Source organism: Novosphingobium sp. SG751A (assembly GCF_013149295.1).
In the GTDB taxonomy this organism is placed as follows: Bacteria; Pseudomonadota; Alphaproteobacteria; order Sphingomonadales; family Sphingomonadaceae; genus Novosphingobium.
Genome location: NZ_JABGCB010000011.1, coordinates 187,240 through 201,212, shown reverse-complemented (window position 1 = coordinate 201,212; position 13,973 = coordinate 187,240). Strand labels below are relative to the sequence as shown.

15 protein-coding genes and 1 tRNA gene are annotated in these 13,973 nt (G+C 64.5%); 9 read left to right on the top strand and 7 right to left on the bottom strand.

Features of this window, described 5'->3' with window-relative positions; translation table 11 throughout:
* Positions 1-110 precede the first annotated feature (110 nt).
* Positions 111-653, top strand: coding sequence for a J domain-containing protein (locus FHW96_RS16350; protein WP_172341636.1), 543 nt, complete (start codon positions 111-113; stop codon positions 651-653).
* A gap of 246 nt (positions 654-899) precedes the next feature.
* Here FHW96_RS16350 and FHW96_RS16345 read toward each other — a convergent pair whose 3' ends face one another.
* Complete coding sequence (locus FHW96_RS16345; RefSeq protein WP_172341635.1) at positions 900-1,760, bottom strand: DMT family transporter; 861 nt, start codon at positions 1,758-1,760, stop codon at positions 900-902.
* Positions 1,761-1,864: 104 nt separating this feature from the next.
* Here FHW96_RS16345 and FHW96_RS16340 point away from each other — a divergent pair, with 104 nt between their 5' ends.
* Both FHW96_RS16340 and FHW96_RS16335 read left to right on the top strand, forming a co-directional pair.
* A complete protein-coding gene (locus FHW96_RS16340) occupies positions 1,865-3,241 on the top strand; it encodes a PLP-dependent aminotransferase family protein (RefSeq protein WP_172341634.1) in 1,377 nt (458 codons plus the stop codon).
* Between the two features lie 66 nt (positions 3,242-3,307).
* On the top strand, positions 3,308-4,534 hold the full coding sequence (locus FHW96_RS16335) for an NAD(P)/FAD-dependent oxidoreductase (RefSeq protein ID WP_172341633.1): 1,227 nt from the start codon (positions 3,308-3,310) through the stop codon (positions 4,532-4,534).
* A gap of 17 nt (positions 4,535-4,551) precedes the next feature.
* On the opposite strand, the gene map is transcribed toward FHW96_RS16335, so the two are convergent.
* The 4 genes from map to FHW96_RS16315 all read right to left on the bottom strand — a co-directional run bounded on the left by map (position 4,552) and on the right by FHW96_RS16315 (position 6,625).
* Positions 4,552-5,322, bottom strand: a complete 771-nt coding sequence (map, locus tag FHW96_RS16330) for a type I methionyl aminopeptidase (RefSeq protein ID WP_172341632.1) — start codon at positions 5,320-5,322, stop codon at positions 4,552-4,554.
* On the bottom strand, positions 5,319-5,543 hold the full coding sequence (locus FHW96_RS16325; protein WP_172341631.1) for a ParD-like family protein: 225 nt from the start codon (positions 5,541-5,543) through the stop codon (positions 5,319-5,321). Before FHW96_RS16325 ends, map begins: the two co-directional genes overlap by 4 nt.
* Positions 5,544-5,661: 118 nt before the next feature.
* Positions 5,662-5,748 (bottom strand) — tRNA-Leu (locus tag FHW96_RS16320).
* Positions 5,749-5,860: 112 nt separating this feature from the next.
* Positions 5,861-6,625, bottom strand: coding sequence for an MJ0042-type zinc finger domain-containing protein (locus tag FHW96_RS16315; RefSeq protein ID WP_172341630.1), 765 nt, complete (start codon positions 6,623-6,625; stop codon positions 5,861-5,863).
* Positions 6,626-6,835: 210 nt separating this feature from the next.
* On the opposite strand from FHW96_RS16315, the gene ftsE reads away from it, so the two are divergent.
* Genes ftsE through FHW96_RS16295 form a run of 4 tightly spaced genes read left to right on the top strand, consistent with a single transcriptional unit; the run spans position 6,836 to position 9,828 of the window.
* A complete protein-coding gene (gene ftsE / locus FHW96_RS16310) occupies positions 6,836-7,561 on the top strand; it encodes a cell division ATP-binding protein FtsE (RefSeq protein WP_172341629.1) in 726 nt (241 codons plus the stop codon).
* Positions 7,558-8,580 (top strand): ABC transporter permease, encoded by a 1,023-nt coding sequence (locus FHW96_RS16305; protein ID WP_253951010.1) that lies wholly within the window; start codon positions 7,558-7,560, stop codon positions 8,578-8,580. Before ftsE ends, FHW96_RS16305 begins: the two co-directional genes overlap by 4 nt.
* Positions 8,580-9,110, top strand: coding sequence for a YdcF family protein (locus FHW96_RS16300; RefSeq protein ID WP_168603995.1), 531 nt, complete (start codon positions 8,580-8,582; stop codon positions 9,108-9,110). Before FHW96_RS16305 ends, FHW96_RS16300 begins: the two co-directional genes overlap by 1 nt.
* Before the next feature lies 1 nt (position 9,111).
* On the top strand, positions 9,112-9,828 hold the full coding sequence (locus FHW96_RS16295; RefSeq protein ID WP_172341628.1) for a 1-acyl-sn-glycerol-3-phosphate acyltransferase: 717 nt from the start codon (positions 9,112-9,114) through the stop codon (positions 9,826-9,828).
* A gap of 229 nt (positions 9,829-10,057) precedes the next feature.
* On the opposite strand, the gene FHW96_RS16290 is transcribed toward FHW96_RS16295, so the two are convergent.
* Positions 10,058-10,966 carry a prephenate/arogenate dehydrogenase family protein gene (locus FHW96_RS16290; protein ID WP_172341627.1) on the bottom strand — a complete coding sequence of 303 codons (909 nt, stop codon included), beginning with the start codon at positions 10,964-10,966 and terminating at the stop codon, positions 10,058-10,060.
* A 2-nt stretch (positions 10,967-10,968) separates the two neighbouring features.
* Positions 10,969-12,066 carry a histidinol-phosphate transaminase gene (locus tag FHW96_RS16285; protein ID WP_172341626.1) on the bottom strand — a complete coding sequence of 366 codons (1,098 nt, stop codon included), beginning with the start codon at positions 12,064-12,066 and terminating at the stop codon, positions 10,969-10,971.
* A gap of 101 nt (positions 12,067-12,167) precedes the next feature.
* Here FHW96_RS16285 and FHW96_RS16280 point away from each other — a divergent pair, with 101 nt between their 5' ends.
* Positions 12,168-13,289 carry a homoserine O-acetyltransferase gene (locus FHW96_RS16280; protein WP_172341625.1) on the top strand — a complete coding sequence of 374 codons (1,122 nt, stop codon included), beginning with the start codon at positions 12,168-12,170 and terminating at the stop codon, positions 13,287-13,289.
* Entirely contained in the window at positions 13,286-13,891 is a 606-nt protein-coding gene (metW, locus tag FHW96_RS16275; protein ID WP_172341624.1) for a methionine biosynthesis protein MetW, read from the top strand. Before FHW96_RS16280 ends, metW begins: the two co-directional genes overlap by 4 nt.
* The last annotated feature ends 82 nt before the right edge of the window (positions 13,892-13,973 follow it).

Here is a 13,973-nt window from a genome sequence, read left to right as displayed (position 1 = left end):
CGGCTCATGGGGCGGGCGCTTAAGCGAAAAAGCCTGCGATTGCAATGCGACATAGCAAGCAGCCTCTGCGGACACTTGCGTAGAGGGCCCGGTTTTGTCAGTAAGCGCGGATGGCTCGTGCAGGTCGATCATCGGATTGGGGATTCCCGCGCTGGCGTGGCTATGAAAGTGGCCGCGAGGCGGCGCATGTGCGCCTGTGCGACCGCGCCGGATGCAGCGAACCGGGCAATTGCCCCGCGCCGAAATCGCCTAACAGCCCGGATCGCTGGTATTTTTGCCAGAATCACGCTGCCGAATACAATTCGGGCTGGGACTATTTCGCGGGCCTCGACAAGGAAGAGGCCGAGTCGCGGGAAAAGGCTGAACAGCAGACCAGCGCGGGCTATCGCGAATCATCCTACTACGGATGGACCGGATCGGGTGACGGCACCCGCAGCCGCGACGAGATGCGCGCGCTCGAAGTGCTGGATCTGGAAAGCGACGCCGATTTCGACGCGATCAAGAAAGCGTGGCGGACAAAGGCCAAAGAGGTCCACCCCGACGTGCGCCCCAATGACGAAGAAGCCGCCAAAGCCTTCCGCAAGTTGCAACTGGCCTATGAGGTGTTGCGCGCTGCCGAGGAGCGGCGGTCGTGGAAGGGGAGTGGGATTTAAGGGGTTTTGAAGGTTTGCCTCTGGTGGGCAAAGGGCGGGGGCCCTTTGCAATCCCGATAATTTTGGTGTTGTGGGCTGACCTTAGGTTTGGGACGCGGCGTTGCGATTTTAAAGCCTGCGGCGCGAATCAGCGTAAGGCATTCGCGCCGCAGGCTTTATAAAGCCATCACGCTTGTTTGCCGATCATGCGCCACCCATTAATGGGATTGCAAAGGGACGAGTCCCTTTGCCCGCCGGAGGCACAAATCAGGCAAACCTGCGCGCGCCCGCCACACAGCCCACCACGGCCCCAACGGCAATCAGCATCGCGGGTGCAATCGCCTCATGCAGGAACACCGCCGCCAGCCCCAGCCCCAGAAACGGCTGGAGCAACTGCAATTGCCCGACCCGCGCGATGCCGCCCAGCGCCAGCCCGCGATACCAGAAGATGAAGCCGAGCAGCATGGTGCAGACCGAGACGTAGAACAGCCCGACCCAGCTTGGCGCGCCGATGGAGGCGATGCTTTGCGGCCATGTGAGCGCAGCCAGCACTCCGGCCAGCGGGGTGCAGATGACGAGCGCCCAGCAAATCACCTGCCATCCGCCCATCTGCCGGGTCAGCACGGCGCCTTCGGCATAGCCCAGTCCGCAGACGATCACGGCGGCCACCATCAGCGCATCGCCCAGCGGCGAGGCGGCGGCATTGTGTGAGAGCGCATAGCCCGCCACGCATCCCGCGCCCATCAGCGCAAAGAGCCAGAAGATCGCTCCGGGCCGCTCGCCCCCGCGCAGCACGCCGAACAGGGCGGTGGAGAGCGGCAGCAGCCCGACAAAGACCAGCGAGCGCGCCGCCGAGATTTCTTGGAGGGCGATGGCCGTCAGCAGCGGAAAGCCCACCACCACGCCGCCCGCGATCATGGCCAGCGAGAGCCATTGCCGCCCGCGCGGCAGGCTTTCGCGCATGGCCAGCAGCATCAGCGCGCCAAGCCCGCCCGCAATGATCGCCCGTGCCGCGGTCAGGAACAGCGGGGTGAACCCGATCACCGCCGCGCGCGTGGCGGGCATCGACCCGCTGAACAGCGCGACGCCGATCATCCCGTTGATCCAACCTTTTCTGATATCCTGCATGATGGCCTCCTTAGAGGTCGCCCAATAGGTCATGCGGGGGGCTTGCGCCCAGATACAGTATGATACAGATTACATCATCTGTATCGATGTAAAGAGCAGCACACATGACGACCCGCATCAATATGGTGATCGAAACCATCCGTGGCCGTATCGCCTCGGGCCTGCTGGGCGAGGGGGACAAGCTGCCCTCGGTGCGCCAATGCGCCGCCGCGCTGCATGTTTCGCCAGCTACGGTGGTCGAGGCCTATGACCGGATGGTGGCCGACGGGCTGATCGCGGCGGTGCCCAAATCGGGCTTCTTCGTCGCCCGCCTTGCCGCCCCGCCCAAGGGCCCCGCGCAGAATGCCCCCGCGCGCCCGGCGGAAATCGACCCATTCTGGGTCTCGCGCCAGTCGCTTGATGCCGATGCGGAAACCGAAAAGCCGGGCTGCGGCTGGCTTCCCCCCGACTGGATGCCGCAGGAGGCGCTGCGCCGCGCCTTGCGCGCGGCGGCGGCGGACCCGGTGCTGCTCACGCTTTATGGCTCGACGCGGGGCGAACCCAGCCTGCGCCGCCAACTGGCGCTGGCCATAGCGGGCGAGGGGCTGGCGGTGCATCCCGACCAGGTACTGCTGACCGGATCGGGGACGCAGGCCATCGACCTGATCTGCCGCCTGATGTTGCGCCCCGGCGATGCGGTGCTGCTCGACGATCCATGCTATTTCAATTTTCAGGCGCTGCTGGCCGCCCACAGCGCCCGCGTGGTCAGCGTGCCCTATGGCCCCCATGGCCCCGATCCGGCGCAGTTCGAGGCGATTGTCGCGCGCGAAAGACCCCGGCTCTATCTGACCAATTCGGCGCCGCATAATCCCACCGGGGCGGGCTTTTCGCCCCAGATCGCCCATCGCCTGCCCGCCATTGCCGCCGCGCACGGCATGGTGATTGTCGAGGACGATATCTTTGCCGATTTCGTGCAACAGGCGCCGCGCATGGCGGTGCTGGACGGGTTGCAGAGCGTGATCCGCATCGGCAGCTTTTCCAAGACGCTCTCGGCCTCGCTGCGCTGCGGCTATATCATGGCGCGGGGGGAATGGATCGATGCGCTGTGCGATCTTCAGGTCGCCACCGGCTTTGGCGGGCCCAGTCCGCTTTCGGCGGCGGCCATCGCGCATGTGCTGGTGGGTGGGCAATATCGCAAGCATATCGATGGTTTGCGGCGCAGGCTGGCAGGCGCACGGGCGGATCTGGCCGGGCAATTGGGCGCGATGGGCCTGCGGGTCTGGGGCGATCCGGTGGGGGGCTTCAACCTGTGGTGCGCCCTGCCGCCGGGGCGCGAAAGTGCGAAACTGGCGCAGGCCTGCCGGGCGCGCGGGGTGGTGCTGGCGCCGGGCAATGTGTTCAGCCCCAGTCAGAGCGCGGGGGCCTATCTGCGCTTCAACGCGGCGCAGACCTCGCTGCGCGCGCTGCGCATCATGGCCGAGGAAATGGCTGCAATTGAATAGGCCCACTGCATTTCCGATCACGCCAAAGATTGACCTTGGCGCGCTTTTCGTCAAACCACACGTTCCATGGATAAAAAAGACATTCTGATCGTGGGCGGGGGACACGCCGGGGCTCAATGCGCGATTGCGCTGCGTCAGGGGGGCTTTACCGGCTCTGTGGCGATTGTGGGGCGCGAGGTTGAGCCGCCCTATGAACGCCCGCCTTTGTCCAAGGAATATTTTGCGCGGGAAAAGACCTTTGACCGCCTTTATATCCGCCCGGCTGCGTTCTGGGAGGAAAAGCAGGTCGAATTGCTGTTGGGGCGCGAGGTCGCCAGTGTTGATGGCGCGGCGCATCAGGTGACTTTGGCCGATGGCGAGACCATCGAATATGGCCGTCTGGTTTGGGCGGCGGGCGGCGATGCGCGGCGCCTGTCGTGTGAAGGCGCGGATCTGGCGGGCGTTTATGGGGTGCGCACGCGGGCCGACGCTGATGCGCTGATGGGCGAGGTTGATGCCGGGGCGCAGAATTTCGTCGTCATCGGCGGCGGCTATATCGGGCTGGAGGCCGCCGCGGTGCTCTCGAAGATGGGCCGCCATGTCGCGCTGCTCGAACTGGCGCCGCGTGTGCTGGCGCGGGTGGCGGGGCCGGAGCTGTCGGCTTTCTATGAGGCGGAGCATCGGGCGCATGGCGTCGATCTGCGCACCGGCATCAGCGGCGTCGAGCGGCTGGTGGGCACCGACAAGGTGACGGGCGTAGAATTGTCCGATGGCGAGGTGATCCCCGCCGATGTGGTGATCGTCGGCATCGGCATCGTGCCTGCGGTCGGCCCGCTGATTCTGGCGGGCGCTGCCGGGGCCAATGGCGTGGATGTGGACGAATATTGCCGCACCTCGCTGCCCGATGTCTATGCGGTGGGCGATTGCGCGGCCTTTGCCTGCGACTTTGCCGAGGGCGTGGTGATGCGCGTCGAATCGGTTCAGAACGCCAATGATCAGGCCTCCTGCGTCGCCAAGCATATCCTGGGCGAGGAAAAGCCTTATCACGCCTTCCCGTGGTTCTGGTCGAACCAGTATGATCTGCGGCTGCAAACTGCGGGTCTGTCGGTGGGCTATGACCAGACGGTGCTGCGCGGCGATGTGGCGGCGCGCTCGTTCAGCGTGGTTTACCTGAAGGCGGGCCGTGTGATTGCGCTCGACTGCGTCAACAGCGTCAAGGATTACGTTCAGGGCCGCAAGCTGGTCGAGGCGGGGGCTACGCCCGATCTGGCCGCGCTGGCGGACAGCGGCGTGCCTTTGAAGGAATTGCTCTAAGGGGACGGGCGCGCCGGTTAACGGCGCGCCGGTTTTTCCTCAGGCCTCAGGGTCAGCACCCGCACGCCCTGCGCCGTAACGGCCACGGTATGCTCAAATTGCGCCGATAATTTGCCGTCGGCGGTCACCACGCTCCACCCGTCGTCAAGCGTCTCCACCTTTGCGCGGCCCTCGTTCAGCATGGGCTCGATGGTGAAGATCATCCCTTCGTGCAGAGTGAGCCCTGTGCCGGGGCGGCCGAAATGCAGCACCTGCGGGTCCTCATGCATTTCGCGCCCGATGCCATGGCCGCAATATTCGCGTACGATCGAATAGCCCGCCTTTTTGGCATGGCGTTCGATCGCATGGCCGATATCCCCCAGCCGCGCGCCGGGGCGCACCGCGCGAATCCCCTGCCACATCGCCTCATAGGTGGTTTTGACCAGCCGTCGCGCATGGGGCGAAACGTTGCCGATCATATAGGTCTTGGACGAATCGGCGATGAAGCCGTCCTTTTCCAGCGTGATGTCGAAATTGACGATATCGCCATCGGCCAGAACATCGTTTTCCGATGGCATGCCGTGGCACACCACATGGTTGCGCGAACAGTTCAGCACATAGGGATAGTTATATTGCCCCTTGCTGGCCGGGCGGCTTTGCAGGGGGCCGGTGATATAGGCCTCGACCCGGTCGTTGATCTCCATCGTCGTCGCGCCGGCCAGCGGCAGCGTGTCGAGATAGGCAAACACATCGGCCAGCAGGCGCCCGGCCTGGGCCATCACCTCGATTTCGGTGGCGGTCTTGATCATCCTGATATGGCCCCGGCCCCAATTGGGCTTAGCGCAGGATCGACGCCTGCCTCGCGCAATTCGCGCGTCACGATGTCCTGAAAGCTCATCTGGGGGTTCATCTCGCACAGCATGCCGATGCGGATCCAGAAGGCGGCCTGCGCGTTGATCGAGCGGCAGGAGACCTTGCTGGCCTTGCGCAATTGCTCGTGCAGCTCATCCTCGATGTTGACGATGCCCATAACGGCTCCTGTATATACGAATCGTATATGCTTCGTATATTCACAGTGGGTTGAAGGCAAGCATTCACGTGGAAAGCAGGCAACAAAAAAGGCAGGGTTGCCCCTGCCTCGTTTGTTCTGGTGCGGTCGAGAAGACTCGAACTTCCACGGGTTTTCACCCACAACGACCTCAACGTTGCGCGTCTACCAATTCCGCCACGACCGCAATCAGTGTCTGATCTGTCAGAAGCTCTGACCTATCAGTGGGGTAGGAGGGCGCCCCTAACAGAGGAGTTTGACCTTGCCAAGCGCTGAATCGAACCTGTGGAAAATTTGTTTCAATTCACCTTCCATTTCACCTCGGCCGAAACCGCCGCTTTGGGCGCGTCAACGATCGCGGTGTTGATGGTCAGGTTCTCACCGGGGTTCAGCACGGGTTTGGGCGGCGCGGCCTCGACCGTATAGACCGCGCGGTTGCGCGCATCGCGCAGCACAATCACCAGACTGGGCACGCTGCGGCGGTTCTGGCCGATATTGGTGATCGTGCCGGAAATGTTGAAATAATCGTTCTGATTGTTGAGCGGGCGGCGTTCCTGACGCGCGGCCGGAAAGGTCAGCTTGAGATCAGGCTCGCTATGCCCGGTCTGGGGCAGGGGCAGCCACGCGGGCAGGCCGAACTGATAGACCGCCGCCATTGCGCCGCTGGCCATCAAGGCAAAGCCGACGGCCAGCATCGTCCACATGCGCGCCGGATTGCGGCGCGGTCGGAAGGGGGGCTCATGGGCAAAGCTGGAAGGGGTGGCAGCGAAATTATCCGCTATTGCGGGCGGCGCCTGCTCAGCCGCCGGGGCGGGAGGGGGCGCGGCCATAACCGGAGGTGGGGGCGGCGGCGGTGCCGGAGCGGGCGGCGGTGCCTGCTCGACCGGGGGCTGCTGCACAGGAGGTTGGGGTGACGGAGCCGGTGCTGCGGGCACCTCAATCACCGGCCCTTCCTGAAACCAGCTATGGCGGCAGGTGGCGCAGCGCACGGTGCGGCCATCGACCCCGATGGCGCTGTCGGGGACGGCATAGCGTGTCGCGCAAGCAGGACAGGCAATAATCATCGCCCACAGCTAAAGCATGCAACAGTTGCACAGCACAAGGGGAACAGGGGGCGACCGCCGCGCGAACAGCCATTTTTCCACCGCCCTTTTTTCGCGGGCAAAGCCGTACTATAGCTGGGTCACAATGGTCGAGCGCTCCCCCGTTACAAGCTTGCAATGCTGCATTTTGCGCAGATGTGTTGCCGCGTCTGAAGCGCGTGGGAGGGCCAAATGACGGGCATAACAGGAGAAATCGCAAGGTTCGACAATGTCGGCCTGCGCTATGGCCCCGATCGCGAGGTGTTATGCGATGTCGGTTTCACGCTTCATGCGGGCCATTTCTATTTTCTGACCGGGGCCAGCGGCGCGGGCAAATCCTCGCTGCTGCGCATGCTTTATCTGGCCCAGCGCCCTTCGCGCGGGATGATCAGCCTGTTCGGCACCGATGCGATCACCCTGCCGCGCCACCGCCTGCCCGGATTTCGGCGGCGGATCGGGGTGGTCTATCAGGATTACCGGCTGGTTCCCCACCTTTCGGCCTTTGACAATGTGGCGCTGCCGCTGCGCGTGGCGGGGGTGCCGGAACGCGATGTGGTCCAGCCGGTCAAGGATATGCTCGAATGGGTGGGCCTTGTCGACCGGATGGAGGCGCGCCCGGCCACACTATCGGGCGGTGAGCAGCAGCGCGTGGCCATTGCGCGCGCGGTGATCGGGCGGCCCGAATTGCTGGTGGCCGACGAGCCGACCGGCAACGTAGACCCTGATATGGCCGTCAAATTGCTGCGCCTGTTCGAGGCGCTCAACCGGCTGGGCACGACCGTGGTGGTGGCCACCCACGATCTGCACCTGTTGCAGAAAGTGCCCGGCAGCCTGATTATGCGGCTGGATCGTGGGCGGATGTCGGACCCCACTGGCGCGCTGCGCTATCCGCCGCGCCGGGAGAACGGCCAGCCATGAAGCCATCGATGGACGATGAACAGGTGCAGATCCCGCAGCGTCCGCTGGCCCCCACCGGCGGGCCTGCCGATCCCGCCCCGCGCCGGGGAGGCGTGTTGGGTCGGGGTGAAGGCAAGCTTGCGGGCTGGCGCGCTTTTGGCGGCGGGGGCGAGGGCGTGCTGGTGCCGCAGGCCCGGCTGTCGGGGCCGACGCCATGGGTGATCGCGATCATGGTGACGATCACGGTGATCGCGGCGGCCACGGGCCTTGCGCTGCGCAACATCGCCAATGCCGCCGCGCTCGATCTGGCCGGGGGCGTGAGTGTTCAGATCATCGAGGCGCAGGCCCCGATTCGTACCGCTCAGGCGCAGGCCGCGCAAAAGGCGCTGCTGGCCGTGCCGGGGGTGATTTCGGCCCGCGTGGTGCCGCAGGCCGAGCTGGATCAGTTGCTTGTGCCATGGCTGGGCGCGGGGATGAGTGATGGCGATATGGTGCCGGTACCTGCGATGATCGACGTGCGGATCGACGGGGCGGCCGATGGCGGGCGCGTTGCTGCTCTGCGCAAGGCGCTGGGCCGGGTGGCGCCCGGTGCGCGGGTCGATGCGCAATCGCATTGGCTGGCCCCGGTGTTTGAGGCGATGGATTCGCTGCGCTGGCTGGCGCTGTCTATGATTGCCCTGTTGGCGCTGGCGCTGACGGCGGCGGTGCTGCTCTCGGCGCGCTCGGCGCTGGGAACGCATCGGCAAACGATTGAGATCGTGCATAATCTTGGCGGAACCGATGCCCAGATCGCGCGCATTTTCCAGCGCTCGATGGGCATGGATGCCACGCTGGGCAGTCTGGTCGGGCTGGTGCTGGGGCAAGTGGCGGTGGTGGTGCTGGGCGCGCGTTTTGCCGGGCTGGGCGCGGGGCTGCTGGCGGGCGGGGTGCTGCGGCCGCTCGACTGGGCGGTGGTGGCGCTGGTGCCGGTTGCGGCGGTGCTGCTGGCGATGCTGACGGCGCGGCTTTCCGTGCTGATCGCGCTGCGAAGGATGCTCTGATGCTGCGCCGCCTCCTTGCGTTGTTGCTGACGGTCTGGGCGCTGGGCTTTGCCGGGTTCGCCGCGTTTCAGCCCCAGCCTGCCCCCATCGCCAAGGCCGACGGCATCATCGTGCTGACGGGAGGCGAGGGGCGGATCGCGCGGGGGCTGGATCTGCTGCGCGATGGCGTGGCGCCGCGCCTGCTGATCTCGGGCGTGGACCCGGAGGTCAAGCCGGGCGAACTGGCCGCGCAATACAAGATGAGCGCGGCCCTGCTGGCCTGCTGTATCACGCTGGGGTATGAATCGGTCGATACGCGCAGCAACGCGCGCGAATCGGCCCAATGGATCAAACGCCACGGGTTGCGCCGGGTGCGGCTGGTAACCTCGGACTGGCATATGCGCCGGGCCGCATGGGAATTGCGCCAGACCATCCCGGCCGACGTGGAACTGACAGAAGACGCGGTGCCGACACGGCCCTCGCTGGGCATCCTCTTTGCCGAATACAGCAAGTTCGTGTTGCGGCGCCTGTGGCATATCGGAAAAGGTTGATATGAATAAAACGCCGCTGGGCATCGGCAACGCATTGCGCTCGATTGCCTTTTGCCTGCACTTCTATGTCTGGTCGGTGGTCATGGGCTTGACCATTCCGTTTTTCATCTGGCTGGGCGGCCGCGAGGGGGCGATCTGGATCTGCACCCGCTGGTCGAACATGCACCGCTGGGGCGTGGTCAATATCCTTGGCATCAAAATCGTGATCGAGGGGGTGGTGCCCTCCGGCCCTGTTTTCGTCGCGCTGAAACATGAAAGCATGTTCGAGGCGATCGACCTGCCCACGCTGCTGCCCTTCCCGGCGGTGTTTGCCAAGGTTGAGCTGCTTCGCCTGCCCCTGTGGGGCAAGGCGGCGGGGCTGTATGGTCTTGTTCCGGTCGAGCGCGATCAGGGCGCCAAGGCCCTGCGCGCCATGGTCTCGGCCGCGCGCAACCTGTCGCAGGAAAACCGTCCGCTTGCCATTTTCCCCGAAGGCACCCGCGTGCGCCACGGCACCCAGCCTGCGCCTCAGGCCGGCTTTGCAGGCCTGTATAAAATGATCGGGCTGCCGGTGGTGCCGGTCGCGGTCAACTCGGGCCCGCTGCTGCATGGCTTCTGGAAAAGGCGTGGAACGGTGACCTATCGCTTTGGCGAGGTGATCCCGGCAGGTCTGCCCCGCGAGGAGATTGAGGCGCGGGTGAAGGTGGCGATTAACGCGTTGAATTCGGCGGAGGGGTAAGAGGGTTTGCCTCCGCAGGCAAAGGGACGAGTCCCTTTGCAATCCCGTTAATGGGGGTGGCCGATTGGCGGGGTGGTGTTTGGGGCTAAGGTAGAAAGCCTGCGGCGCGGTAAGGGCATCCTTGTTTGTTCCGCAGGCTTTTAATTTTCAGGCGTTGCGTCCGATACCTGCGGCCGACCCCATCGCGCCATGCAGACAGCAACGGGAGCGCGAGGGGCGATAAACCCCCTTAAACCTTTCCATCCCGCCCGAAATTGGCGCTGGCCACATCCTGACCCTGCTCGATGATCGAGCGGCGGATGGCGCGGGTGCGGGTGAAATGCTCGAACAGTTTTTCGCCATCGCCAAGACGGATCGCCTTTTGCAGCTCGGTCAGATCCTCGGTAAAGACCTGAAGCATATGCAAAACTGCGTCGCGGTTATAGAGGAAGACATCGCGCCACATGGTGGGGTCCGACGCGGCGATGCGGGTGAAATCGCGAAAGCCGCCTGCGGAATATTTGATGACTTCGTTTTGGGTCACTTCTTCGAGGTCGCCCGCAGTGCCCACGATTGTATATGCGATAAGGTGCGGCAGGTGGCTGGTTACGGCCAGCACGCGGTCGTGATGGGCGGGGGCCATGATTTCCACCCGCGCGCCGATGGCCTGCCACAGCACGGAGAGGCGCTCGATTTCAAATGGGTCGGTGTCCTGCGCAGGCGTGATGATGCACCAGCGACCTTCGAACAGGCTGGCAAAACCGGCATCGGGGCCGGAATTTTCGGTGCCTGCCACCGGGTGGGCCGGGATGATCGTGTGGTTGGGCAGGACCTCGCCCAGCACTTTGGCGACCGCTTCCTTGGAGGAGCCGACATCGGAGATGACTGCATCCGGGCGCAGGCCGGGCGCGCATTCGCGGGCCGCATCGCCCATCGCGCCCAGCGGCACGCAGAAGATCACCAGATCGGCGTCTTGCACGGCCTCCACGGCGGTCTCTGTCACATGGCCCACCAATCCGCGTTCTGCTGCCCGCGCGCGGGTTGCCGGGTCGCGGTCATAGCCCGAGGTGGCGATTTTGGGCAGATGTTGCTGAACCGCAAGGCCGATTGATCCGCCCTGAAGCCCGAGGCCAATAATGGCAATTTTGGCAAAAGACATGCTTATGCCCCCCGCGCCAGACGGGTGATTTCATCCGCGATTTCATCCATCTGCGCCTGGCTGCCGATGGTGATGCGCAGCCCATGGGGCAGGCCCTGATTGGGCAGCCAGCGGGTGATATAGCCGATCTCCATCAAGCCGTTATAGACCGTCTCGGCCTCCAGCGCGCCTTCGAACAGGATCAGCACGAAATTGGCCTGAGACGGCAGCGGGCGCACGCCATGGTTGCCAAGCGCCTCAAGCCGTTCGACAAAACGGGCGCGGGTGGCGGCATTATGCTCGCGGCTGGCCGCGACGAAAGACTGATCGGCCACGGCGGCAAGGCCCATCGCCTGCGCGGTGTTCGACAGGTTGAAAGGCCCCCGAATCCGGTTGAGCGCGTCGATGATGTGATCCGCCCCCGTGCCCCAGCCGAGGCGTTCGCCGGCAAGACCGTAGATCTTGGAAAAGGTGCGCGTGACCAGCACATTGCCCGCAGCCTCGGCCAGCGCCAGCGCGCCATCATCGTCGGCCGGATCTACATATTCCCCATAAGCCTGATCCAGCACCAGCAGCACATCGGAAGGCAGCGCGGCATGGAGGCGGGCGATTTCGCCGCGCGGCAGGAACGATCCGGTCGGATTGTTCGGATTGGCCACAAAGACCACCCGCGTCCGTTCCGTCACCAGCGCCAGCAGCGCATCGACATCGGTGCCATAGTCCGCATCAGGCGCGACAATCGGCACGGCCCCGCAGCGGCGCGCGGCAATGTCATAGACGCTGAAGCCGTAGCGGACGTAGATGATCTCGTCCCCCGGCCCGGCATAGGCTTGGGCGGCGATATGCAGAATTTCGTCAGACCCGGTGCCCATCACGATGCGCGCCGCGGGAATGCCGTGGAGTTCGCCCAAGGCGGCGCGCAGGGCATTGCTGTCAGGGTCGGGATAAAGCGCCGGGGCCGCCGCCTCGGCACGCGCCGCCAGAGCCGCCACAGACGTGCCCAGCGGGTTTTCATTGGCCGACAGCTTGGTCAGCGGCCTGCCGTCCTTGCCCTTGGACTTGCCGGGGACATAGGCGTGGATCGCGCTGATCCAGAGCTTGGGGGTGGGAAGTTTGGTCATGATGGCGCGGCCCTTAGCCCAACATGGGGCGAAATGACAGGGGGTGACGCATGGACTTGCCGTTGACTTCCCGCGCATCAGCCCCCAATTCAACGCGCATAATGGCCAGCCTCTTTACGCCCAGTTCGCAGACCTATGACCTGCCCGATCCGCTGCCTCTGGATGGCGGACAGAGCCTTGAAGGCGTAAGGATCGCGTTTGAAACCTATGGCGCGCTTAACGCCGCGCGCGACAATGCGATCCTGATCTGCCACGCCACCACGGGCGACCAATATGTTGCCAGCCCGCATCCCATCACCGGCAAGCCGGGATGGTGGAGCAAGATGGTGGGGCCGGGCAAGCCGATCGACACGGATCGCTTCTATGTGATCTGTCCCAATGTGCTGGGTTCCTGCATGGGGACGACCGGGCCGGGCAGCCTTGCCCCCGATGGCCAGCCCTATGGTTTGCGTTTCCCCGTCATCACCATCCGCGACATGGTGCGTGGAGCTATGGCGCTGCTCGACCATCTGGGGGTGGAGCGGCTCTATGCGGTCGTGGGCGGCTCGATGGGGGGGATGCAGGCGCTCTCGCTCTCCATCCACTGGCCCGAAAGGGTGGCGCGGGTGCTGCTGCTGGCGACCACGGCGGTGATGCCGGTGCAGAACATCGCCTTTCAGGAAGTGGGGCGGCAGGCGATCATGGCCGATCCCGACTGGCAGGGCGGGGCCTATTACAACACCGGCCGCGCGCCCGATGCCGGGCTGGCGGTGGCGCGGATGGCCGCGCATATCACCTATCTGTCGGAAGAAACGCTGTCGGAAAAATTCGGGCGGCGGCTTCAGGACCGCGACGCCAAGAGTTTCGGCTTTGGCGCGGATTTTCAGGTGGAGAGCTATCTGCGCTATCAGGGCAGCAGCTTTACCGGCCGGTTCGACGCCAATTCCTATCTCTATATCACCCGCGCGATGAGCTATTTCGACGTGGTGGACGAGCGTTTCGGCGTGGGCCACACCGCCCGCCTGTCCGAGGCCTTTGCCGGGGTCACGGCGCGTTTCTGCGTGGTCAGTTTCGACACCGACTGGCTCTATCCCACCGCCGAATCGCGCAAGATTGCCCATGCGGTCAATGCCGCCGGGGCACCGGTGTCTTTCATGGAACTGGCCGCGCCCTATGGGCATGACAGCTTCCTGCTCGATGTGCCCGCGCTCGACCGGGTGATTACGGGATTTTTGAGCCGATGAACCGGATTATGGCAACATTGCGCCCCGATCTGGCGGTGATCGCCGGGCATGTGGCGGCAGGCGCGAAAGTGCTGGATGTGGGCTGCGGCGACGGCACGCTGATGGCGGCGCTTCGTGATGAGCGGGGCTGCGATGTGCGCGGGCTGGAGATCGACCCGCATAATGTCGCCGAATGCGTGGGGCAGGGGCTTTCGGCCATCCAGGGCGACGCAGACACTGATCTGGCGCTCTATCCCGACGCCAGTTTCGATTATGCGATCCTGAGCCAGACGCTTCAGACCACCAAGCGGCCCGACATGGTGCTGGAGGAATTGCTGAGGATCGGGCGGCGGGCCTTTGTTTCCTTTCCCAATTTCGGCCATTGGCGGGTGCGCAGCGACTTGCTGTGGCGCGGGCGGATGCCGGTGACTCGGCTCTTGCCGGTGGGTTGGTTTGAGACGCCCAACATTCACCACCTGACCATCGCCGATTTCCGCGACCTGGTGGCCCAGCGCGGGCTGAAGGTGGAGGGCGCGTGGTATCTCAACGGCGACAGCCTGATCAGCCCCGCGATGGCCAATTGGCGCGCGGAGCACGCGGTCTATCTGCTTTCGCGGGGATAATCGCTTCTGATCGGCAAACTCGATCGGAATATACACCATCCCTAACTTGCGATTCAGCCCCGCCGCCCTACATTACATGGGT